Below are 21,583 nucleotides of genomic sequence, written 5' to 3' on the forward strand. Positions count from 1 at the left end.
TTCAGAACTAAAACTTTAAAATCCAAAATCATCAAAACAGAATTCAGGAGTCAGGAGTCAGAATAAAGCCATGAATTCTGTATGAGTGGCGGAGCAATTTCAAGCTCCGCTCCTGAATTCTGACTTCTTCTTCAAGAAACCACTCAGGGGCAAAAATCCTCTGATAATTATCATAGGGTAAATAACACGTAGAACAATTAAAAATGTCTAATTTAATTTAGAAGCTGGCTTTTAAATTGTTCTATATCCTGCCATTAACAACCGCGAAGCCGAGTTTTTTCGTAATAAATGCGAAGTAACTGTTGCTCTTTTACAGGTTGAGAAAGTTTATGGATTTTTGCTACAGGATTCAGGATTTCTGACTCTGATATCCCGAAAATGGTCAGCACAGCTTGCTCCGGCATAGTGAGTAAATTTTTAGCTACTTGGAGCATACAGATGTCAGCATTATTAAAGTATTTACGGCACGTAATCATATCCTGAATTTGATGAATCAGTGCCAGCCCCGCAAACTGGATAACGCGCGAAATAAAGTCACTGCGGTATGACAAAATCATCGGGAAAGTATTTATATAAGCCCTAATTAGGGCAATAATTGAAGGTTGTAAAATCTCTAAAGGTGTCAACGCCAGATGTAGAGATTCTTCTAACTCAATGGTGGGGTCTACTACAAGACTCTTGAGCCAAATTCCTAAATAGCTTGCCAGCAAAGTTCCTAAATCAAAGGCTGGATCTCCCCAAGAACAAGCTTCCCAATCAATTAGTCGTACTAGGCAATTGTCTAGTTTCTCCCACCTGGAATGAACCAAAATGTTGTTCAATTTCAGGTCGTTGTGAGTCAAGCAGCAAGGATTCCAATCATATGCCAAATCTGCGATCGCAGATTCCAAACTCTCGTACTGTTGATAGAGAACATAGAATTTCAGCGCATCTGTGGGAACAGTCCCAAAAATCTCTGGTTCAATTGACCCTAGCCCTTGCGCCGGATTGTAAAAGCCATAGCGAAACTCTCCTTGGGGAGCAGTTGCCATAAAATCCTTATATTCTCGGCGGTTGAAGGTTGCGCGATGCAGTCCCGCCAAAGTAGTGCCGATCGCAGAGGCAATTTCTTGTGGAAAAATATCATTGTTGTGGTAGAATGTCGCAAGTTCCAGATATTCACTCAGGTAATTGCGGACGAGGATAGAATTTTCTTCGTCAAAATGCACTACCAATGGTGCGAGCGCTGAAATATTGCCGAGAACTGGAAACTGCTGGAGCAACTGGTGAAACAGCCACTCCTTAAATAACTCATGGGGCGGCGCATCATTGTTGATGTTACGTTCTTGTTTAAGGAGCAGTTTGCGATTATCTGCTAGAGTCACTAGTAAATCGAGATTGTTCTTACTACTTCCCGGCAACTCAGATTTATCTGATGCGCCATCTTCTGAGCTACACAGACCCACGTCTTGCAGATACTGGATAACGTTATGAGAAGACAGTGATAATACCATGTATTATTTCCTACTTCATAAATTACTTAAACTTATCTGTGTCAAATTTGCTTAGTCTTAGCAGCTTGCGGTAGATATAAAGATTTGTACAATCTACTAATATCCCATATTTGGGATAAAAAACTGCCAAAATGGCACCAAGTCCTTTACAATTCCTTTAAAATTTGCTCTCAGATACCGTGACATCTTTACACTTTCTCAGCAGAGTTATTTAGATACATCTAGAGCAAGTTTTGTGGTAGAGCCTTTTGATGTAGCTTCATCTCCTTTTTTTGTGGCAAAGAAGCATCCCCAGCAAAAAACTGATTGGCGGCAGATGTTGTTTGATGTTCAGTAGTCATTCTGAAAGCAGCGAAGAATTTCAGTAATCCTTCGCGGTAGGAAGCATGACATTCAACGCTATTATTTTTATTTATCATCACAAAGCTAAAAAAACCGGACTTTTTAGGGAATTAGTCATGATTTTTTTCTTTAATTTTTAGAATTGGTGTCTGGAAACCTTGTTATTACGTCATTTGTCTTACTTACGTATTGTAGATGGGTATAGGCGATCGTAGACAACGGCTACATGAGTGCATCTTATGTAACTGCACGACGAACGAACCTCTCCCTGCCTTAAACTAAAGTTAAAGTCTGTCCCTCTCCGACTCGGAGAGGGACGGTTTTGGGTAAAATTGTGGATTATTCAAGTTGAAAGTATTAAGGAATATCTACCATTTGAATCCGACTGATAATTTAGAACATCATCCCGGAATTGAAACGGCATTTTCAATTACAGCTTTTGATGAATCACACGAAACATTCATCCTCAACGCTCCTTACTCCGGCGCGATCGCTCAATCATTCTTCCATCCTCAACACCTGGAAGTATGCTAACAACAACTACCACGTTGAAATGGAGAAAACACAGAAAAATATCCCTAGTTTTGGTAGAGCAAAGGAAATAGCAGCAGAAAGTACATTTGAGTTTTTTATCATCTCCCAAAAAGAACTCAAACTACAAAAGTGGATTCGTTTGGGTAAATGGATGAGTAAAGCTGAAGTAACGGTTGAACAATTACCGAAACATAAAATTACTGAAGGTATATTCACTTGTACACATCCATGAAATCCTTTAGATGTGATGTTCACTAATCAAGTGATTAGCTATGATGTTGTGAATATGCCTCCAGTTAGCTTAATTCATAATGTCCAAATGCGAGGGCAATACTATCAATTTGATGGCATTCAAAACTGAAAAATCCCAGTTCGGATGGAATATCGTTTTCGGAGTTAATTACTTCCCAAAACCTTTACTACGGTTTTTATTTTTTGTCGGCTCTAGCGTCATTAGCTCTGCTTTAAAACCTCTGGAATTTTGCAACATTAACTTACGTATTCGCTGGCGTTGGTAAGCCTGCACTTCAGCAGCTAAAGGATGATTAGGATCAATCTTTAGGTGAGTAATAGAAGAAACATATTTTTCTTTACTTTCGGGATTATTTGGCTCTTTTAGTCCGCACATAATCCCGCCTTCATCTCCTGAATAACTAACAAAATCAATCTCAAACTCTCTGTCTGGGTCAGCGTCTTCTCTTTTTTGCTTTAATGTCTTCAAAAACTCCTTTCCAGCCCATGCTTTAATTGGTAAACTCTCATTTAATTTTTTAGTAAGTGCCTTTGCTGCATTGTAATCATCAATTCTCATCTGTCTAGCTCCTTATGCAGTCTTTATTTCAGTTTAAAAGGATCTTACTATAGCAGTTCTCAGTTGAGTGAAATACAGACCTAACCCCCAGCCCCTTCCCTTGTAGAAGGCAGGGTGGTTTCATACGAAAAAAGAAAAATACATAAGTCTTGATTCCTCGTTTTGTGGCATGGCTTTTACCCCGCTTCCATTCCTCTCCCCCACGGGGGGAGAGGCTTTGAAACCCAGTTTTAGTTTTTCTCTGCTTGTATGAAACCACCCTGCCAGCCCCTTCCCTTGTAGGGAAGGGGGTAAGATTCAAAGCCTCTCTCCTAAAAGGAGAGAGGAATGGAAGTGAGGTCAAAGTGTATTGCATCCAAACAAAAACCGCTATATCTATGCTCCACAGTTTTTAACCTTTTCCTCAGTCACAAATTACGCTACAATCTTTAACCCGTGTTAGTTCTGTACGCTCCCCACATTCACTGTGAAACACTATCAACAACAACCCAACGCCTTCCCCAACGATTACCTAAACAACTTGTGGGGAGAAATCCAAGCTTGTCCTTACTTTGCTATCAACAACCTCAACCGCGATTTTGTCGCCACTAAAGGATTTTCTGTAGTGTTTCAGCGTTCTGGATTAGCACAAGTAGAACAGCAGTTTCCCTACTTCAAGCCTTACCTAGATTTAGCCCTCCAGCCGAATTGTAATGCTTTTTACCTCAATCCTTTACAACTCAAAGAAGGCTCCCGCGTCGATCCGCATATCGATCGCTCCTTACGTTCCTACTCCAAAACCATTGAACCACCTGCGGTTGTCAGCGTCCTCTATGTGCGAGTACCAGCAGATATGGAAGGGGGAGAACTGGTACTGCGATCGCACAAACGCCAACTTGGGCAAATTAAGCCCCAAATCAATACTTTACTTTACTTTCAAGGTGATTTAACCCATTCGGTTAACGCTGTGAAAACTCCAGGAAATCGCTTAAGTTTAGTTTGTGAACAGTATAGTTTGAGTGAAGCTGAACTCCAGGAAATTCCAGAGTTTACTGTAGAGTCAAGAAGCACTCAGTCTACAACCAAAAAAAGAAAATATGCCTCATAGTTTAGTGTTGAATTTGCTACCTCAATCGCCTATTCCACCACAGTATCTTACAGGTAGACATCTCCACGCCCTATTTTTAACCCTTGTTAGTTCTGTAGATACCACATTGGGCGATCGCTTGCACGATTCCACTGCTGATAAAGCTTTCACCCTCTCCCCTCTACAAATTAATTCTCCCCTTTTAAAGGGCGGTAAAGGGGGATCTAAATTGCAATATTCACATCAACAACCCATTCCCGCCGGTACACCTTGTTGGTGGCGCATCTCTTTATTAGATGACACTCTATTTGCCAAACTTACCCAACTCTGGCTAAATCTTAATCCCAATCGCCCTTGGCATCTTGGCCCCGCTGACTTGTATATTACCAGCATTCAAGGCACACCCCAATCTATTCAACCTTGGGCAAATGCCAGTACTTACGCTCAATTATACGAAGAAGCTAGCGATGTCTACGACGGGCTACGCCTACGCAATTGCTCCATTAACCTTAGCTTCTCCACACCCACCGCCTTCCGTCAAGGACAGTATGACAGTACTCTTCCTACCAGAGAATCTGTTTTTAATTCCCTACTTTCGCGGTGGAATAAATACAGTGGCATAGAATTTAATCACATTGCGATCGAGTCCATCTTTCCTTCTTTTGTCAATATTCACACAGAAATATTAGCTGACTCTCGCAGCAAATTTATTGGCATTGTTGGCGAAGTTAATTACAAGATTTTGGGAGAAATTCAACCGATACAAATTAAGCAAATTAATGCTTTAGCTGACTTTGCTTTATATAGCGGTGTCGGGAGAAAAACAACTATGGGTATGGGCATGATGCGGCGAATGTATTCCCCCTAATCGGACAGGAATTATAAACCGAATGTTAATATCTAAGGACTAAATTGCTTAAGTCGGTTGATAGCACGTTCAACAATGTTGCGTTGACGGTAGATTTCACGTACACCTGTATGCCCCTACCAGTGTATCTGTACCAGGTATTTCGTGAAATAGCATTATGAGAATTCCCGAAAATCAGTCACCTTTAACCACTGCTAGGAATTTCAATCAAAAACTCTGTTCCTTCTCCTGGTTTAGAGGAACATTTAATCTGACCATGATGTTTTTCAACTATTATTTGATAACTGATAGATAATCCTAACCCTGTACCTTTACCTATTGCTTTGGTGGTGAAGAAGGGGTCAAAAATGTGCGATCGCACCTCTTCTGGAATTCCAAGACCATTATCAGCTATTCTAATTACAATCTGATTATTAACGGCTTGCGTACTAATCCAGATAGTCAAGGGTATTTTCGGACACGTTTGGGATAACTTCAAATACCTTTGCTGTATAGTTTTAAACTTTTCCTCTAATGCATCAATACTGTTACTCAAAAGATTCATAAATACTTGATTTAATTGCGCGGGATAGCATTCGAGCAAAGTTAAAGTAGCATATTCTTTTATAATCTCAATAGCTGGGCGTTCATTATTGTTTTTGAGCCGATGCCCTAAAATCAGCAAAGTACTATCCAAGCCTTCATGAATGTCTACTGGCTTCAATTCAGCCTCATCTGTACGAGAAAAGTTACGCAGTGATAGCACAATATCACAAATCCGCTCTGTTCCTACTTTCATTGACTCAAGGGTTTTGGGTAAATCTTCCATGAGAAAGTCCAAATCAGTCTGGTCAATTTGCTCTTGAACAGTTGGCAATAGGGAGGAGTTTTGACGGTAAATTTTCACTACATTTAGCAGTTCTTGAGTATATTCATTTAAATGGATAAGATTACCAAAAATAAAACTGATAGGATTGTTGATTTCATGCGCGACTCCAGCAAGTAGTTGTCCTAAACCTGCCATTTTTTCACCCTGAATTAACCGGATCTGAGTTTGTTTTAATTCTTGTAGAGCTTGAGTAAGCTGTAAGGCTTGACGTTTAGTTTGTTCGAGTAATTCCGCTTGCTGAATTGCAATTCCAAATTGTACCCCTATTTGAGCCAGTAAATTAATTTCTTCCTCTTTCCAATAACGCGGTTGCGAATTTTGATAAGCAACTAATAATCCCCATAATTTTTCGCCTTCCCGAATCGGAACAAAGGTTTCGTGACGCGGAAGTTCGTTATTGTCGTCTGTGTCTTCAAAAGTTTCTCTAATCATTGGTTGGGCTTTTACAACAGGTTTCCAACCATCTTTAAAGGAATCTGCCACAAATTTCCCGCTCCAATCTGGGTTGAAGCGGTAGATTGCAACTCGCTCGACTTCCAGCAACTCTCGCACAGCTTGAGTAGTAGTTATAAAAATAGTTTTAATATCGAGTGACTGGCGGATTTTATCAATGGTTGTAGCCAGCAATTCTTGCCGTTCCATTGCTTTCTGCCGTTCAGTGGCTTCTGCTAACTGGACAACTTGCATTTGAACTTGCTTTAAATAAGAATCCTGTTTTAACGCGACTCCCAATTGCTCGGCTATTTGACTGGTAAATTCAATTTCAGATGGTTGCCAGTAACGAGGAGCGTTACATTGGTGAATACACAGCAATCCCCAAAGTTCACCTTTTTTCAATAGAGGTGCGATCATATTTGCACGCACTTGAAATTTTTCTAGGATTTGGATATAGCAACCTGAAAAGTTTTCTTGATAAATATCAGCGATCGCATTTACTCGACCTTGTGCGTAAAGGGTTGCAAAGTTTTGACCGAAGCAATAGTCATAAACTTTTTCTGCCATTACCGAGTTACATTCAGGTACAAAATCCTCACAAATAAATTCTCCTTCCCAATCTTTTTGAGGGTCAAAACGAAAGACTGCCACTCGGTCTGCTTGCAGTATTTGCCGTGCCTCGATGACAGTAGTCTGCAAGATTGTATCTAAATCTAGAGACTCCCGAATTCGAGTAATCACGCTAGTTAATGTCTTTTGTTGCTCTGCTTGGTACTGAGCGTCTGCCAGCAACTTATAGTGTTGCAGGGCCACACCAATTTGTGTGCCGATTTTGGTCAATGATTCGACTTCATAAGATTGCCACTGTCTGGGTAAAGTATTTTGGTAGGCAGCGATGATTCCCCAAAGTTGATCTCCCTGGAGAATCGGGGCAGTTGCAAAAGCTTTTGCCTGGAATTGCTCCAACAGCGTTATATGGCAGTCTGTTAATCCAGCTTGATAAATGTCATTAACTGCAAATGTCTGGTTGTCAACGTAACGTCCGCCTTGCGTGTGTTGTAAATAAGTATCAAAAATCGTCGGCTGAACGCCAACTAAGGGAGTCCAGCCTGACGCAAATGATTCAGCAACAAAGTTACCACTCCAATCTGGATTGAAGCTAAAGATGGCAACTCGATCGGCTTGCAGCAGCTTGCGTATTTCTTGAGTTGTGGTTTTAAAGATGGCTTCAATATCAAGGCGTGAGCGAATTTCATCGACAATCTGAGCAATTACTTGGTCGCGTTGAGTCGCTTGAGCCAATTTTGCGGCTTGGGATTGAACTTGGTGGAGGTGCTTCGCTTGTTGAATCGCAACGGAAAGATGGTCAGCAATTTGACGAATAAATTCAATTTCCGATTCTTTCCAGTCACGAGCCTGACTGCACTGATGAATACAAAGCAATCCCCACAGTTCCTTCTCCTGTAATAGAGGGACAACGAGGTTGGCCTGTACCTGAAATTTACTCAAAATTTCCACATGACAATCACTAAGTCCCGCCTTGTAAATATCTGCTACTGCTTGCACTCGACCTTGTTGATAACTGGAAGCAAATTGTTCTCCAAAGCAGTGGTCGTAAACTTTTAGTGCCATTGCTGAGTCCCAGCCAAGTGCAACATCCTCAGAAACAAATTCTCCTTCCCAATCTTTTTCTAGGTCAAACTGGAAGACTGCTACTCGGTCAGCATTTAGCAACTGACGCACTTGTGTAACGGTAGTTTGAAAAATTGTTTCTAAGTCAAGAGACTTCCGAATTCGCACAATTGCACTTGCCAGAGCCTTTTGTTGCTCTAGTTGCTCTTGAAGTTGAGCGCTTGACAAGAGAAGTTGATTTTCCGTGAAATTTGAATTGGGTTCCATTGCTCTGGATTATCTCGTTTTTATACAAGGGTTCCTCATACCAAACTTTATGGGGTTAAAAGGTGTCAAAAATCTGACAAACTGCAAATTTTTACAGTCTTCAACTATTTCCCAGAAGATGGTTATTCTTATAGTTCCCCAATCTTTATCTATCCTCGTAATCGGTTAAAAAATAATTTTGGCTTGTACACAACAGAAGACATGACTAAGTACAGCTTTGTCGGGACTAATCAGAAAAGCGATCTGACCCAAGAAGCAGGGGAGTAAGGGAGTAGGGGAGTAGAGGAGAAAGATTTTAGACTCCCCTGCATTGGGTTTAAAGCACCATTATTCATTTATGCTCAAAAGAAAAACATTTATTTCGAGATGCAAGGCACGAGAAATAATGTGTCCTTATTTCAGAGCAAATAAATTTATTTATGGGGTTTCTCCTCTGCTCCCCATCCCCTCTGCTCCTTTGCCTCTTGTTTGACCCCTTTTGAATCGTTATCTAACTAACTTGCTATTGGCTGTATCATAGCAATCTCAGGAATTTAATTTTGAGCGTAGGCGTTGCCCTTGGCGGCGGGCTACGCACTTAAAATTACTAATTTGTCAAAATTTACCTGACAGACTGCGGGATTTCAGGTTAAATGTTTTAAAGTATGCACTCTGCAAGAGTTGTCGGGTATTATTCGTGACACAACAAGACCAAAAACCTTCTCGTTCTTTCGCTGGAATTGCTGGCATTGTTGCCGCAGCCACATTAATTAGTAAAATCTTCGGTTTAGTGCGGCAGCAAGCGATCGCTGCCGCTTTTGGTGTTGGTGCTGCTGCCACTGCCTATAGTTATGCCTATATTATCCCTGGCTTTCTATTGATATTACTCGGTGGTGTAAATGGGCCGTTACACAGTGCGATCGTCAGCGTTTTAGCCAAGCGTCGGCGAGAAGAAGCGGCTCCCCTAGTGGAAACCGTGACAACGCTGGTGGCTGGAGTGCTGTTATTGGTGACAGTTGCTCAGATTTTCTTTGCGGATGCGATCGTTGATTTAGTCGGTCATGGCTTGGAGGCGACAACCAGAGCGATCGCAATTCAACAACTCCGCATTATGGCACCAATGGCTTTATTTTCGGGATTAATTGGCATTGGCTTCGGTACTCTCAATACAGCCAATCAATATTGGTTACTCTCCATTAGTCCTTTATTATCCAGTATTACCGTTGTTGCCGGTCTTGCTATTTTGGCTATGCAACTGGGCAAAGACATTATTAAGCCGGAGTACGCTTTAATCGGGGGAATGGTCTTAGCTTGGGGAACCTTGGCAGGAGCAATTCTCCAGTGGTTAGTGCAGCTAATTGTCCAGTGGCGGTTAGGATTAGGCACATTACGCCTGCGGTTTGAGTTTAAATCCCCTGGCGTTCAAGAAGTCATTAAAATCATGACTCCGGCAACAGTTTCCTCTGGAATGATGCCAATTAATGTTGCCACTGACCTTTATTTTGCCAGTCCTATCCCTGGTGCGGCGGCAGGATTTAACTATGCCAATCTATTAGTCCAAACTCCTTTAGGGATTATTTCTAATATCATTTTACTGCCCCTATTACCAATATTTGCCAAACTTGCCGGCCCCGAAAATTGGCCAGAGCTAAAATTACGCATTCGCCAAGGACTGCTACTCACTGCCTTCACCATGCTACCGCTAGGGGCGCTGATGGTGGCGCTATCAGTACCCATTGTGCAGGTGGTATATGAGCGCGGTGCTTTCAAGCCAGAAGCCACACAGCTAGTTTCATCATTATTAGTAGCTTATGGAATTGGGATGTTTGTCTATTTGGGACGTGATGTTTTGGTGCGGGTATTTTATGCTTTAGGCGATGGACAGACACCTTTTCGTATCAGTATTTTTAACATCTTGCTCAATATCTTATTAGATTGGTTTTTCGTTAAACCTTTTGGCGCTCCCGGTTTGGTGTTGGCAACAGTGGGTGTAAATTGCAGCTCAATGTTAATGCTGTTATGGTTGCTCGATCGCAAACTTAATGGTTTACCTTGGCGTGAGTGGAGTTTGCCAATTTTGGGTTTGACTGCGGGTAGCGTGGTAGCTGGGGTAGCAAGCTATGGGACATTGGTTGCTTCTCAACAATTCTTAGGTAACACGGGTTTACTGATTCTGGTGTTCCAGTTGTGTGTATCTGGCTTCGTGGGGATTGCGGTGTTTGCTGCGATCGCTTCATTGATGAAAATACCAGAGGTGAATATATTTATATTTCGTCTACGTCAGCGCTTTTTGAAGAAATAAGTGCCATTTGAATATTTCAGTTGGTACACCCAAGTGGGTGAACAATAATTCAGCCAGTAGGGTGAACCAGCTGTGCGAGGTTACATTTTGTAAAAAAAGAGATTCTAGTACTAGAGAACATTAATTTTACTTAACTCTAGTGAGAATAATCTTATGAAATTTACAAAATTAGCTGCCTCTGTACTTGCTGTTGCTTCCATTGTCCTTTCGGCGGGAATTGCTTCTGCTCAAACAGCCGGTACAAACGGCAATTACATCGGTGCTGGGATTGCGGTTGGTGCAACCAGTGGCGGACAAGGAAACGATGAAGCACAAGTTGGTGGCAATATTCAAGGACGATACGCCGTTCCCAAAACACCTTTTTCAGTGCGGGGTTCTGTGCTGTATGGTGGTGATGCTGCCGCAATTATGCCCATAGTGACTTACGATGCGCCCATCGCCAAAAATACTAACGTTTACTTCGGTGGTGGTTATTCTTTTGTAACTGACGAAGGTCAAAAAACCCCATTGGGCAATCAGAATGCACCTGTAGTCACCCTTGGTATTGAATCAGAAGTTAGCAACAATGTCATTGCCTATGGCGATACTAAATGGGGTATTGATGCTTACAGAAATAGTGATGCTGATGCCCTCAGCTTCCAAGCTGGATTAGGCTATCGCTTCTAGTGATTACGAGCTAGAAAACAGCTTATTCGCAAGCTAAAGCAATGATGTTTGCCAGCCGTAATATAGCGGTTCTCAATTGCATAGAATATAGACCATTCGTAGTAGGGGGACAGCATTGCTGTCCCCCTACCGCGTATTGCATCCAAACGAGAGCCGTAATCATAATTCATTCTGTCATATCTGAGTATCCATACTCAGATATGAACTCTTTTTTTAATCATTTTTATTTATGATTTTGATAAACAATTATATTGGCTATTATTCAGTAGTTTCTCTTAAAGTGAAATGACCAATTTTGAATATGCGTAAAAGATATTACTCATGGAAAAGATTAATCCCATTCTAGAAATAATTGGTGAAACAACTGACGTGGAATCTTGGCTGATTCGAGCGGGGCTAAGATTTTCAGACTTAGGTAACGATGCTGCAAGTATAGCAATCCGTAAGCAATGGCGAGAGTACCAAGCCGCAGTGCAAAGATGCTGTGCAACCCTACACCAACCACCGTCAAGTGTTCAACTCAGCGGCGACTATGCCAAGTTGAGAATACCTGGTGGTGCATCAACCTATTCGGAAGCTAGGGCGGTGAAGTTTCCCAGGCGTGAGAGTGATTCCTTTGATCACTGATAACTGTTTGACTAATTCTCCTGTTGCACGCCGTTTACTACTGGCTTAATTTCCGAAAATGGATCAGTGCCGCCACCCCAGTTAAAATCACTAATTCGGATGGTGAAGCCGCCTAACTCCAGCACCGGATTGTAACGCAAGGTGATGCCATAGCTGCGACGGCTATATTCCAAAATGTAGTCGGTGCTAGTTTGTACACCAGTATCTAAGTTAACGGATGTTTGGAAGCCTAAGCGAAAAGGGCCGTAGATTTGCTGTGATATCCCAGCGCTCAACACTTTGTTATCAACGGAGCGATCAAACAAAAAGGGTGATAATCCGTTATTTAAGCCTTGGGAGTAACTAACATTAAAGGCGGTATAGTCGAAAAAAGGTCGAGAAGAATGACCAATTTGACCTTGTAAGCCAATTGTACCAGTTAAGGTGCTTTGGTTATCACCATCGCTATAATAACTGCTAGTACCTGTGATGGCAGCGATCGCTAGCAAGTAAGGAACTACAGGTTTAGCCGTGTATCGTAATCCCTGACTGGCAGTGGGTGGTAATGGTTTTCCCTGCCACAGTAACAGCCCACGACTGACGGTAGCGCTGCCTTGTAAACGACTTAATGAGATGCGATCATTTTTACGCTGCGGTTTTAGTAAGTCTTGGCGATCGGTGTTGGCATCGATATACTGAGCACTTGCCTGATAGGTGAGGTTGATGCCACTTTTTCCTAGAGGAATCACAGGAGAGGTAATAATGCCGCCAAAACTGCTCTGGACAGTTTGAAAGCCGAGGCTACCGTTGTAGAGGCGATCGCGGTAGTTATATTGCAGATTAAAGATGTAGGGAAGGCGATCGCCTAATGTCTGGCGCAACGCAAAATTCGCCCGCAAATTGTTTTCCACCTGGCTCAAGTCAAGACTGGTTAACTGCCCAGTCCCCTGAAATGTTGTCCGTGGACTCAAAACCGAATTTATCCTTGTCTTCACACCAAACAGTGCGCCTAAGTCACTCGTGCCATCTTGCACAGCTCTCTGTACTAATAACTGGGGCGTGATCGTCCAGCGAGTCTGGTCTGTATTGATCACTGGAAAGGCACGCTCAACATAGAAACCACCCCGATCAGTTCCATCATAGCCGGGAGAGACTAGAAAGGGTGTAACGTCCCGCTCTCGGCGGTCAATAGTATGCTCATCCACCGGAATTGGTAAAGACAATGTTTGATCCAATACCAAACGCTGTCCCTGTGTCCTGATGCGGTCTACCAAGGGTGTCTCTCGCGTTAGAGTTACTTTATTTGCGCGTAATTCTAGTTCTGGGGGCGAAAAAGGATCATTGGTGATGCGGACATCGCTTGCTTGCCAGCCTTGCGGATAGAAGTCAATGTGTTCAGCTTCAAACCTGAGCCGATTGACTACACCCCCTGATTTCGGTGGCGGGATGTTGGTAGCGCCTGCCTGACCACCAAATGTCAGATCAATTCCTCCAGGGCTGCTTACACCGGAAAGGGGCTGATTGGCTATAATGCGATCGCTTGGCGGACGTTTTGAGACTCCACCAGCAGTTACACCGGTGGGTAAAAAAGCAAAATCTGTTTGTGCTGAGGGTACGTAAATTTCTCCTCTACCATTTTCCAGTTCCCCACTATCTTGAACAAAGTTATAGGTAAAGCGTTGTCCACGCAGTATCTGATCGCCCCGTGTTAAAGTGACGTTGCCTTCTCCCGCAGCGATCAAATTGTCCAAATTGACTTGCAGGCGATCGGCATCCACCACTGCCCCATCAAATCGCACAACTACATTACCAACAGCTGTAATAATTCGCCGTTGCTCGTCATACTCTTGCCGATCGGAAGTGACTTCCACAATTCTCGGCCCGGCTGGCGGGGTGGTGGCTGGCGCAGTTGTACCAGATGGTTGAACTTGTGGTTGATTAGTAGAATTTACCTTTGGTGTAGGGGTTAGTGCTTGAGTTTGTTGCTGGGTTTGGGAATTGAATTCTACAGTGATGGGCGTTGAGAGTTGATTTGTCGGGTTACGAGACTTGAATTCTATAAAATTTTGTACTGATTGAGAACTCGGTGCAAGATCAGCAGCAGATACAGAGATATTGTCTGCTCTTGGAAACTGTTGTGCAGTAATATCACTTTGCTGTTTTTGTTGAGTTAACTTCTCAGCTAAAATTTCCGCCTTGGACTCGACTAACTTGTGGCTATTTGTGGTACTTGGGGCAATTTGAAGAGGACGCGGAGATTGAGCGACAAGGGGATTTGGGGAAACTGTATAGCTAAAGCTACCAAAGTCCAAAAAGGTTTGTTTTTCTTCACCACTAGAGTTTGGATCTGGCAATCGCTGACCGAGTTTTTGAGAAGGTTCACCTTTTGCGTCTAGATCGGAAGCCTCAGCTACAACTTTTCTTGGCAACGCAGTGGCTTCTCTTTGCGTCTCCCGTTTGTGCAGCGCCGACATTAGGAGAAGTTCCGAGCGTCGGACGGCGACGCTCGGACTTGTCTTTATGTCTTCTTGATATTGGCGATTAGAGGTTTTAACCTCATACGTGGGATAACCAACGACCAGCGGCTGCCCCAAAAGCGCAGCAGTTCCAGAACCGATGAGTGGGGAAGTTTCTGGTGGGAAGCTTTCTGGTGAATAAGGTACAGAGGGAGTTTCGGCAACTAGCAAGTCATTCTGAGTTAAGTTGGAAGGAGTTAGCAATAAAGGATGACTTTTGGTGTTACCCGCAATTGCCAACTGAGCCAAAGCCTTGGGCTGCTTGGATTTGTCTGTCTTTTCGTGTATTCCAGTCTCAACAAGGGAAAGAAACTTTGTATGACTAGCAGATGAGGCGGGATTTACAGGTTGTAAAGGTTCCAGGATAGGAGGCGGATCGGGCGGCAGAACTGGATGAAGCATATTTGAGCAAAATCGGGCTAACAAACAGCCAAATGACGGGCGGAAGGATAAATAATACATTTTGCCTTCCGACTGTCGCCTTCTGCTACCGGCAGCAAGCCACTTGGAGGAGGAAACTTACTAGGCGAAAGTTTAGTAAGTTTCCGTGGCGTTTAGTATCTTCCGCCTTCTAAAGTCGCGGATGATTTATCGTCCTTTTACTCTAAGTCCCGACGGCCGGGGTTACGAGCGGGATCGTTCGACAAAAATCCGAAGACGAAGAGAGTGGCGAAGAAGGCAACAACAATATAAACAGCGATTTTTAAAGTCAGCATAGAAATATCTCCAACGGGTAAGACAAAGAGAGCTTTTCTTTCAGGATCTGCCATGCAGAAAAGATAGCTCCTTTATATTACCCAAATCTCGTCCCTTTTTTAGAGGACTCTGGGGACTTGGGACTAGGAATTGGGGACTGGGGACTGGCAGTGCCTATCCTACGGTTATTGAGAATGGTGCAAGGTGTCAGTTGTCTGACTTTTAGATGCCCTTAAGAAATAACTCAGAGACTGGTTACTCTTGTGACTTGTGACGTTGACTAACGGCAAAGGTTTCCCAAAAAAGGGAACAAGTTACAGGTTACAGGGGATAGTTATTATGCCCAATTCCCAATGCCCAATGCCTTATTTCTCAGATTGAAGTTTTGCTAGCTAGGTCTTTGCCAATTCGGTTTTTGATTACTCGTGCAGGTATGCCTACAGCAACGGAGAAAGGAGGAATATCTCTATTGACAACTGCTCCTGCACCAATAACACTGCCTTTGCCGATAGTAACGCCATCTAATACTGTTACTCCATGTCCTAGCCAACAGTCATCCTCAATCACAATTCCCTTGCGAGTAACACCTTGGTATTTAATCGGCTCTATCAAATCGGCAAAATTATGATTATTGGCATATATCCCTGAGTGGGCAGCAATCAAGCAGTGTTTACCAATTTTAATGTCTCCTGGCCCCTCAATAGACACGTTGGGGCCAATGAAGGTATCTTCATCAATATATATACATGTATCTTCCAAAGACCCGATATCAACGTTACGCTCAATGGCGACTCTATTTCCTAGATGAATTCTATTATTTTTGTGTCCTCTAGCATTCATCCGCACACCCTTGAAAATATAGACTCCACTGCCTATCTCAATACAAGAAGTACCGTAAAATTCAACACCATTTTGAATATACACTGGGCTGTCTATCTGGGCAAAAATACTACGATATCCCAAATTACGCAACTTTGGCCCGATAAGAAGTGTCGGAATATCTCCTAACACAGTAGTTACTAAAAGTTCTTGCACGCGCTGCAATTTGGAAAAATCTTGCTCGTTATGCATAGCTACATATCTCTTCAATCAATTGTTGTTGACAGTGTTGAAAGTTGTTTTGGCTGTATCCTCATCTTCTGCCAATACCAATAGTATTAGTAGTCATTAATACAGAAGGTAAATTGGCAGGATTACCGAAATTTCCCAATATTCTTAGATGGTTTTTCAAATGTTGAAAAACCAGAGTCTGGCTTTGACTCTGTGAGCAATTCTTGAACTTAGGTGCGTAGAATCACTCAACTCAGTTGATATGCACAATTGCGTTAAGACGCTAGAAGCTTTTGTACCATAGGTACGTAAAAATTTGGCTTCTTTTTCACCAGAACAATTAACAAAACAATTTCAGTGCATTGCAGCGTCAAACCTCAGACTATTAAATTGTCTGATGGGAAAATTTGCTGGTTTAGATAGGAATGGCACGCTTGTAAAGCCCAAAGGCTTGTGTCACCTCGTTCCCAGTCTTAAGACTGGGAATGTATTCCGAGAGGCTCTGCCTCTGGTCAAGAAAGAGGAGGCGGCAGCCCCCCCAGGATGGGTTCCCAGCCTAGAGGCTCTTAACCAGTTAGGGTAAGGGCTGTATCTTAACTTAGTGCCATTCGGTTTAGATAGGTTACTGTTTCGGTTATCCGGCAAATTTTAAAAGCTTGTTACACAACTAGGGACAGAGTTATTTGCCTTGAGGCTACTTTCTCTCAAGCGGTTTTAGTCTTTTGAAACAACTCAGTTCCACAAGCTATTTTGCAACAAAAAATACATTTAACTAGACTATTTCAAAGTTTAGATAAAATTTCTGCCTAGCATGACAATGTAATTATTGTTGGATTTTTTTGGGTATTTTTGCCCAAATAAAACCCAATTAGGGTGGATTATCTCCCACATCAGCCATCACATTGAAGTTAACCATCGGTGCAAACAAGTAAGCGCTTCCCCGACTGCTATGACGGCTTTCTTGCAACGAATTTCTAGAGTATGCTGCTCCAATCATGTTGCACACGGATGATTTACAGGCTAACCAATTCACGTTTGTAATTACATGAATGGCTTTTAATAACAATTGTTTTTAACGATAACACATTTTATTTTTAGTGGAACACTCTCAATAAATAAGTTGATTTCCAGGTTGCTTGTTGATGAGAATGGTGGAAATCAGTTAAATTTGTTACTGGAGCGATGCCTAGTTTGGGCAAAGCCTACGCTACCCCCTAATAATTTTATACACTTAGATAAAATCTGTTGAGGAGGGAGATTTGAAAAATGCTGTAAGCGGTTAATTGGCATTTTTGTCTATATTTCTACCGTTGCTTGTCCAAGTAACAAGTAATTTTATGATTCCGCGTTAAACTCAGAATAATATCTACTATATTTGTGACACCCTCTTCGTTAAAAAGCGAAAGTAGCTCAAAATATTCCTCTTTTGCATATACTTATATCTAAAAATTTGTAAATCACCCATTCGGGTGAGCCAAGCGGGTGATGCGTACTTGGCACTACTCATTATAAATTCTAATGAAGGAAAGCTAAAATGTAGCTTAGTTTCCAGGATAAATCTACAAAACAACATCAAATTGGCCAAATTGAGGTATCGGTTTTAACTAACACACTTGGTTCAAATTATGGCTTTAATTAAAGAAATTGTGCAACAAGCTCTAACTAGCGGCTATCTGAGTGTTGTAGCCGAAGATCAACTGCGATCGCAGCTTCAAAGTAATTATGACTCAGAAGACCTAGATGCCTGGATTATTTTACAGCGAGCTATTGTGGCAGGTGATATCAAACAAGAGTCGCGCCGAAAAAAAGCTTCCCTCTCTCCTAAAGCCAAGGACGCTTCATCGAGTATCAAACTTGCTTATCAAATGGCGGCGGAGATTGCTTATGCAGCAGCTGTAGCTCTGACGATGACAAAAAATACTAAAGATCAGCCTTCATTAGGTGCATAAAATAACACCTTCGTAAGTTATTTTCCTGATTTAGTGTCAATACTTAATACCAAGTAGTTAGCGTAGGCGTAGCCCGTCGTAGGCATCGCCTTTTCTAGTTAACTGCTTGGTAGGGTTTTCAGATGATCCAATTTTAGGCGATGTCTACGAGGTGCTGTGACGCTCAAACGTGAACAGCGTGTCCTAGACAAGATTTGCTACCGCTTCGCTAACGCTATGGTTCACGCATCACCTTAAGCTAACCTTAACCGAAAAATCATCTAAGTCTTATCTGTCACACTGCTTCTTTGCCAGCGCAATTTTATTAAAAAATAATTAAAAATTTAACTTTCTTGTAAACAGCTATGAGGAATTTTCAGCCTCAGCCAAGACCCCTAATACACTGTGGCGTCAGTTTGCCTACGTTTCACAAGTCGCTTAAGCACCTTGTCTGATTAATTGAGATGGTAGCTTGATTTAGTCCGTGCTGTACTAGAATTGATCCCCGAAAGCAATACTAAAATAAATATAAATTATTTATTCAAAACTAGATTTTTTTTCAGTGATACATGACAGTAAATGATTAAATCTTAATATACCAAGTACATGGCTGAGGTTAACGCATAGAATTAGAAACACCTTGGTGTAAACTTTAGCAACGAGGCTAAAAAGAATTCTCAATGCTTAACAAAGTCATCGCTTTTTCACAAACTACAGTATAAAGAATTGGCAACATTGGTAAAGACAGTAAACAATAACCATAGCTAAACTTGGAGTTTTGCCAACCTATGCAGCCAATTCGCACATTTAACGTATCCCCTTCACTACCGCCGCGACTCGAACCACTGCGGCGGCTAGCATATAACTTGCACTGGGATTGGAACGTTGACACTAAAGATTTATTTCGTCGCTTAGACTCCGACCTGTGGGAGTCTAGCCATCATAACCCGGTGTTAATGCTGGGTACTATCTCTCAATCGCGGCTTCTGGAAGTTGTCGAAGATGAAGGCTTCTTAGCGCAAATGGATCGAGCTGATCGTCAGTTAGATGATTATTTGCAAGAGCGCACCTGGTATCAGAAACAACGGGAGCAGAAACCAAAAGAATGCTACGCCTATTTTTCGGCGGAATTTGGACTTGTAGATTGTTTGCCCGTCTATTCTGGGGGCTTGGGCGTTTTGGCGGGGGATCACCTCAAATCTGCCAGTGACTTGGGGCTACCGCTTGTAGGTGTAGGTTTACTGTATCAGCAAGGCTACTTTGCCCAGTATCTCAATGCCGATGGTTGGCAGCAAGAACGCTACCTGAACAACGATTTCTACAATATGCCCTTGCATCTAGAGCGCAATGCCGATGGTTCAGAACTGCGGATTGCGGTAGATTATCCCGGACGCAAGGTGTATGCCAGAGTTTGGCGCGTACAGGTGGGAACGGTGCCCCTGTATCTGCTGGACACCAACATTGAACCCAACATTACTTACGATCACGACATCACAGATCAGCTGTATGGTGGCGACATCGATATGCGTATCCACCAGGAAATCATGCTGGGGATCGGTGGTGTGCAAATGCTCAAAGCCTTGGGGCTGAAAGTCACAGCCTACCATATGAATGAAGGTCACGCCGCCTTCTCTGCCTTAGAGCGCATCCGCTTGCTGATTCAGGAAGAGGGACTGAATTATGCCCAAGCTAGACAGGTGGTGGCTTCCAGCAATATCTTTACCACTCACACACCAGTACCAGCGGGAATTGACTTGTTCGCTCCCGACAAAATGTTGTACTACCTGGGGTACTATGCAGAGATATTTGGGTTGCCCAAAGAGCAATTTTTAGGACTGGGGCGCGAGAATACAGGCGATTTATCTGGGCCTTTCAGTATGGCGGTGCTAGCGCTGAAGATGGCAACATTTTCTAACGGTGTCGCCCAACTGCATGGTGTAGTGTCACGGCAAATGTTCCAGGGCTTGTGGAAGAAGGTGCCAGTAGAGGAAGTGCCGATCGCCGCAATTACCAACGGTGTCCATGCTCGGAGTTGTGTTGCAAAATCGACTCAAGAATTGTACGATCGCTACTTGGGGCCAAATTGGTCATCAGCACCACCAGATAGCCCATTGTGGGAGCGGATGGAGTCCATACCCGATGAGGAGTTGTGGCGTAATCACGAACGCTGTCGCTTAGATATGGTTTTGTATGTGCGAGAGCATTTGGTCAAGCATTTGCGCGATCGCGGCGCTTCCGCCTCAGAAATTGTCCAGGCACAAGAAGTTTTAGATCCTTACGCTTTCACCATTGGCTTTGCCCGTCGCTTTGCCACCTACAAACGCGCCACCCTCTGGATGCGGGATTTGGAACGCATTAAACGGCTTTTGCTGGGCAACAAAGACCGGAAAGTGCAATTCGTGATTGCTGGTAAAGCACATCCCAAGGATATTCCCGGTAAAGAACTCATCCGCGATATCAATCACTTTATCCGCGAACAACATTTAGAAAAACAGGTAGTGTTTGTTCCCAATTACGACATTCACATCTCCCGGTTGATGGTTGCAGGTTGCGATATCTGGTTAAACACACCGCGTCGTCCACGGGAAGCCTCTGGTACCAGTGGTATGAAAGCAGCAATGAATGGATTGCCGAATTTAAGTGTACTAGATGGCTGGTGGGATGAAGCGGATTATGTCCGCACGGGCTGGGCAATTGGACATGGAGAAAATTACGACGATCCTAACTACCAAGATGAAGTAGAAGCAAATGCTCTCTACGAGTTGTTAGAAAAGGAAGTTGTACCACTATTTTATGAACATCGGGATAGTGATGGCTTACCCCGTCCGTGGGTTGCCAAAATGAAGGATGCTATTCGGTTGAATTGTCCCTTCTTTAATACAGCGCGGATGGTAGGAGAATATGCCGGACGAGCTTATTTCCCAGCTAGCGATCGCTATCATACCCTGACTGTTGATAACTATGCCCCAGCTAAAGAACTAGCTGCTTGGAAAGCAAAACTGGGCGAACACTGGTTCAACATTAGAATCAAAGATATTGACGTATCCGCAGTTTCGGACATTGAGGTTAACCAAACCGTTGCTGTTAAAGCCAAGGTTGACTTAGCAACTTTGACAAATAATGATGTGCAGGTAGAGTTATATCAAGGTGCGATCGATGCCAATGGTGAGATTGTCAACGCTGTGCCAGTAGTGATGGATTACCAAGGGGAGGATGCACAGCAATTGAGTATTTACACGGGTAATATCACCTATACCGCTTCTGGTTTGCAAGGCTTGTCTTTGCGTGTATTGCCGAAAAATAAAAATCTGGCTAATCCTTATGAACCAAGGTTAATTGCTTGGGCAGAATAAGAATGCTGAGTAATTTTTGAATACTCAATACTAGGCGTTGCTGATTTAAGTTTAGCAACGCCCTTTATTTTGCGATGCAGTCATGCCCCGAAAATAATTATTGCTAGAATTATGAGGAATTATAGCAGGGGACTGGGGACTGGGTTGAAAGTCTGTTTGTATATAGGTTTT

Annotated in this window: 16 protein-coding genes and 1 pseudogene; 9 read left to right on the forward strand and 8 right to left on the reverse strand. The window is 42.8% G+C overall.

Annotated features, from left to right (window positions below; translation table 11 throughout):
- Positions 1-254: 254 nt before the first annotated feature.
- Together HWQ41_RS29735 and HWQ41_RS29740 are read right to left on the reverse strand one after the other, a co-directional pair.
- Positions 255-1,493: a phosphotransferase gene (locus HWQ41_RS29735; protein WP_292771013.1), complete on the reverse strand. Its 1,239-nt coding sequence runs from the start codon at positions 1,491-1,493 to the stop codon at positions 255-257.
- 221 nt (positions 1,494-1,714) lie between these two features.
- The gene (locus HWQ41_RS29740) at positions 1,715-1,915 is read right to left on the reverse strand and encodes a hypothetical protein (protein ID WP_292771015.1); all 201 of its coding nucleotides are present in this window, start codon (positions 1,913-1,915) and stop codon (positions 1,715-1,717) included.
- A 268-nt stretch (positions 1,916-2,183) separates the two neighbouring features.
- On the opposite strand from HWQ41_RS29740, the gene HWQ41_RS29745 reads away from it, so the two are divergent.
- Both HWQ41_RS29745 and cas5d read left to right on the forward strand, forming a co-directional pair.
- Positions 2,184-2,369, forward strand: coding sequence for a hypothetical protein (locus HWQ41_RS29745; protein ID WP_292771109.1), 186 nt, complete (start codon positions 2,184-2,186; stop codon positions 2,367-2,369).
- Positions 2,311-2,730: pseudogene (gene cas5d / locus HWQ41_RS29750) on the forward strand (type I-D CRISPR-associated protein Cas5/Csc1); the annotation flags it as partial. The gene HWQ41_RS29745 and the pseudogene cas5d, both read left to right, overlap by 59 nt.
- Before the next feature lie 39 nt (positions 2,731-2,769).
- Here cas5d and HWQ41_RS29755 read toward each other — a convergent pair.
- Positions 2,770-3,180, reverse strand: a complete 411-nt coding sequence (locus HWQ41_RS29755) for a hypothetical protein (RefSeq protein ID WP_292771017.1) — start codon at positions 3,178-3,180, stop codon at positions 2,770-2,772.
- A 466-nt stretch (positions 3,181-3,646) separates the two neighbouring features.
- Between HWQ41_RS29755 and HWQ41_RS29760 the strand changes: the two genes are divergently transcribed.
- Both HWQ41_RS29760 and cas6 read left to right on the forward strand, forming a co-directional pair.
- Positions 3,647-4,267 carry a 2OG-Fe(II) oxygenase gene (locus HWQ41_RS29760; protein ID WP_292771019.1) on the forward strand — a complete coding sequence of 207 codons (621 nt, stop codon included), beginning with the start codon at positions 3,647-3,649 and terminating at the stop codon, positions 4,265-4,267.
- On the forward strand, positions 4,257-5,114 hold the full coding sequence (gene cas6, locus HWQ41_RS29765) for a CRISPR-associated endoribonuclease Cas6 (protein ID WP_292771021.1): 858 nt from the start codon (positions 4,257-4,259) through the stop codon (positions 5,112-5,114). The genes HWQ41_RS29760 and cas6 overlap by 11 nt, the downstream gene beginning before the upstream one ends.
- A 184-nt stretch (positions 5,115-5,298) precedes the next feature.
- Here the strand turns inward: cas6 and HWQ41_RS29770 are convergent, their stop codons facing one another.
- Entirely contained in the window at positions 5,299-8,316 is a 3,018-nt protein-coding gene (locus HWQ41_RS29770) for a GAF domain-containing protein (RefSeq protein WP_292771023.1), read from the reverse strand.
- Between the two features lie 676 nt (positions 8,317-8,992).
- Between HWQ41_RS29770 and murJ the strand changes: the two genes are divergently transcribed.
- The 3 genes from murJ to HWQ41_RS29785 all read left to right on the forward strand — a co-directional run bounded on the left by murJ (position 8,993) and on the right by HWQ41_RS29785 (position 11,890).
- Positions 8,993-10,597: a murein biosynthesis integral membrane protein MurJ gene (gene murJ / locus HWQ41_RS29775; RefSeq protein ID WP_292771025.1), complete on the forward strand. Its 1,605-nt coding sequence runs from the start codon at positions 8,993-8,995 to the stop codon at positions 10,595-10,597.
- 153 nt (positions 10,598-10,750) lie between these two features.
- The gene (locus HWQ41_RS29780; RefSeq protein ID WP_292771027.1) at positions 10,751-11,263 is read left to right on the forward strand and encodes an outer membrane beta-barrel protein; all 513 of its coding nucleotides are present in this window, start codon (positions 10,751-10,753) and stop codon (positions 11,261-11,263) included.
- Between the two features lie 321 nt (positions 11,264-11,584).
- Positions 11,585-11,890: a hypothetical protein gene (locus HWQ41_RS29785; RefSeq protein ID WP_292771029.1), complete on the forward strand. Its 306-nt coding sequence runs from the start codon at positions 11,585-11,587 to the stop codon at positions 11,888-11,890.
- A gap of 11 nt (positions 11,891-11,901) precedes the next feature.
- Here HWQ41_RS29785 and HWQ41_RS29790 read toward each other — a convergent pair whose 3' ends face one another.
- The 4 genes from HWQ41_RS29790 to HWQ41_RS29805 form a co-directional block, all read right to left on the reverse strand.
- Positions 11,902-14,787 (reverse strand): DUF3769 domain-containing protein, encoded by a 2,886-nt coding sequence (locus HWQ41_RS29790; RefSeq protein WP_292771031.1) that lies wholly within the window; start codon positions 14,785-14,787, stop codon positions 11,902-11,904.
- Positions 14,788-14,984: 197 nt separating this feature from the next.
- Positions 14,985-15,101 (reverse strand): photosystem II reaction center protein I, encoded by a 117-nt coding sequence (locus tag HWQ41_RS29795; RefSeq protein WP_292771096.1) that lies wholly within the window; start codon positions 15,099-15,101, stop codon positions 14,985-14,987.
- A gap of 352 nt (positions 15,102-15,453) precedes the next feature.
- Positions 15,454-16,152 carry an acyltransferase gene (locus HWQ41_RS29800; protein WP_292771033.1) on the reverse strand — a complete coding sequence of 233 codons (699 nt, stop codon included), beginning with the start codon at positions 16,150-16,152 and terminating at the stop codon, positions 15,454-15,456.
- An 847-nt stretch (positions 16,153-16,999) separates the two neighbouring features.
- Positions 17,000-17,128 (reverse strand): hypothetical protein, encoded by a 129-nt coding sequence (locus HWQ41_RS29805; protein ID WP_256091202.1) that lies wholly within the window; start codon positions 17,126-17,128, stop codon positions 17,000-17,002.
- Between the two features lie 628 nt (positions 17,129-17,756).
- On the opposite strand from HWQ41_RS29805, the gene HWQ41_RS29810 reads away from it, so the two are divergent.
- Both HWQ41_RS29810 and glgP read left to right on the forward strand, forming a co-directional pair.
- Entirely contained in the window at positions 17,757-18,080 is a 324-nt protein-coding gene (locus tag HWQ41_RS29810; protein WP_292771035.1) for a hypothetical protein, read from the forward strand.
- Positions 18,081-18,847: 767 nt separating this feature from the next.
- Positions 18,848-21,412, forward strand: coding sequence for an alpha-glucan family phosphorylase (gene glgP / locus HWQ41_RS29815; RefSeq protein WP_292771037.1), 2,565 nt, complete (start codon positions 18,848-18,850; stop codon positions 21,410-21,412).
- Positions 21,413-21,583 lie beyond the last annotated feature (171 nt).

Source organism: Nostoc sp. NOS(2021) (assembly GCF_017115025.1).
In the GTDB taxonomy this organism is placed as follows: domain Bacteria; phylum Cyanobacteriota; class Cyanobacteriia; order Cyanobacteriales; family Nostocaceae; genus Nostoc.

Bases quoted from the DNA above. Each gene is read 5' to 3' on its own strand.
- HWQ41_RS29735 (WP_292771013.1), bottom strand. From the start codon at position 1,493: ATGGTATTATCACTGTCTTCTCATAACGTTATCCAGTATCTGCAAGAC.
- HWQ41_RS29755 (WP_292771017.1), bottom strand. From the start codon at position 3,180: ATGAGAATTGATGATTACAATGCAGCAAAGGCACTTACTAAAAAATTA.
- cas6 (WP_292771021.1), top strand. From the start codon at position 4,257: ATGCCTCATAGTTTAGTGTTGAATTTGCTACCTCAATCGCCTATTCCA.
- HWQ41_RS29770 (WP_292771023.1), bottom strand. From the start codon at position 8,316: ATGGAACCCAATTCAAATTTCACGGAAAATCAACTTCTCTTGTCAAGC.
- HWQ41_RS29780 (WP_292771027.1), top strand. From the start codon at position 10,751: ATGAAATTTACAAAATTAGCTGCCTCTGTACTTGCTGTTGCTTCCATT.
- HWQ41_RS29785 (WP_292771029.1), top strand. From the start codon at position 11,585: ATGGAAAAGATTAATCCCATTCTAGAAATAATTGGTGAAACAACTGAC.
- HWQ41_RS29790 (WP_292771031.1), bottom strand. From the start codon at position 14,787: ATGCTTCATCCAGTTCTGCCGCCCGATCCGCCTCCTATCCTGGAACCT.
- HWQ41_RS29795 (WP_292771096.1), bottom strand. From the start codon at position 15,101: ATGCTGACTTTAAAAATCGCTGTTTATATTGTTGTTGCCTTCTTCGCC.
- HWQ41_RS29800 (WP_292771033.1), bottom strand. From the start codon at position 16,152: ATGCATAACGAGCAAGATTTTTCCAAATTGCAGCGCGTGCAAGAACTT.
- HWQ41_RS29805 (WP_256091202.1), bottom strand. From the start codon at position 17,128: ATGATTGGAGCAGCATACTCTAGAAATTCGTTGCAAGAAAGCCGTCAT.
- HWQ41_RS29810 (WP_292771035.1), top strand. From the start codon at position 17,757: ATGGCTTTAATTAAAGAAATTGTGCAACAAGCTCTAACTAGCGGCTAT.
- glgP (WP_292771037.1), top strand. From the start codon at position 18,848: ATGCAGCCAATTCGCACATTTAACGTATCCCCTTCACTACCGCCGCGA.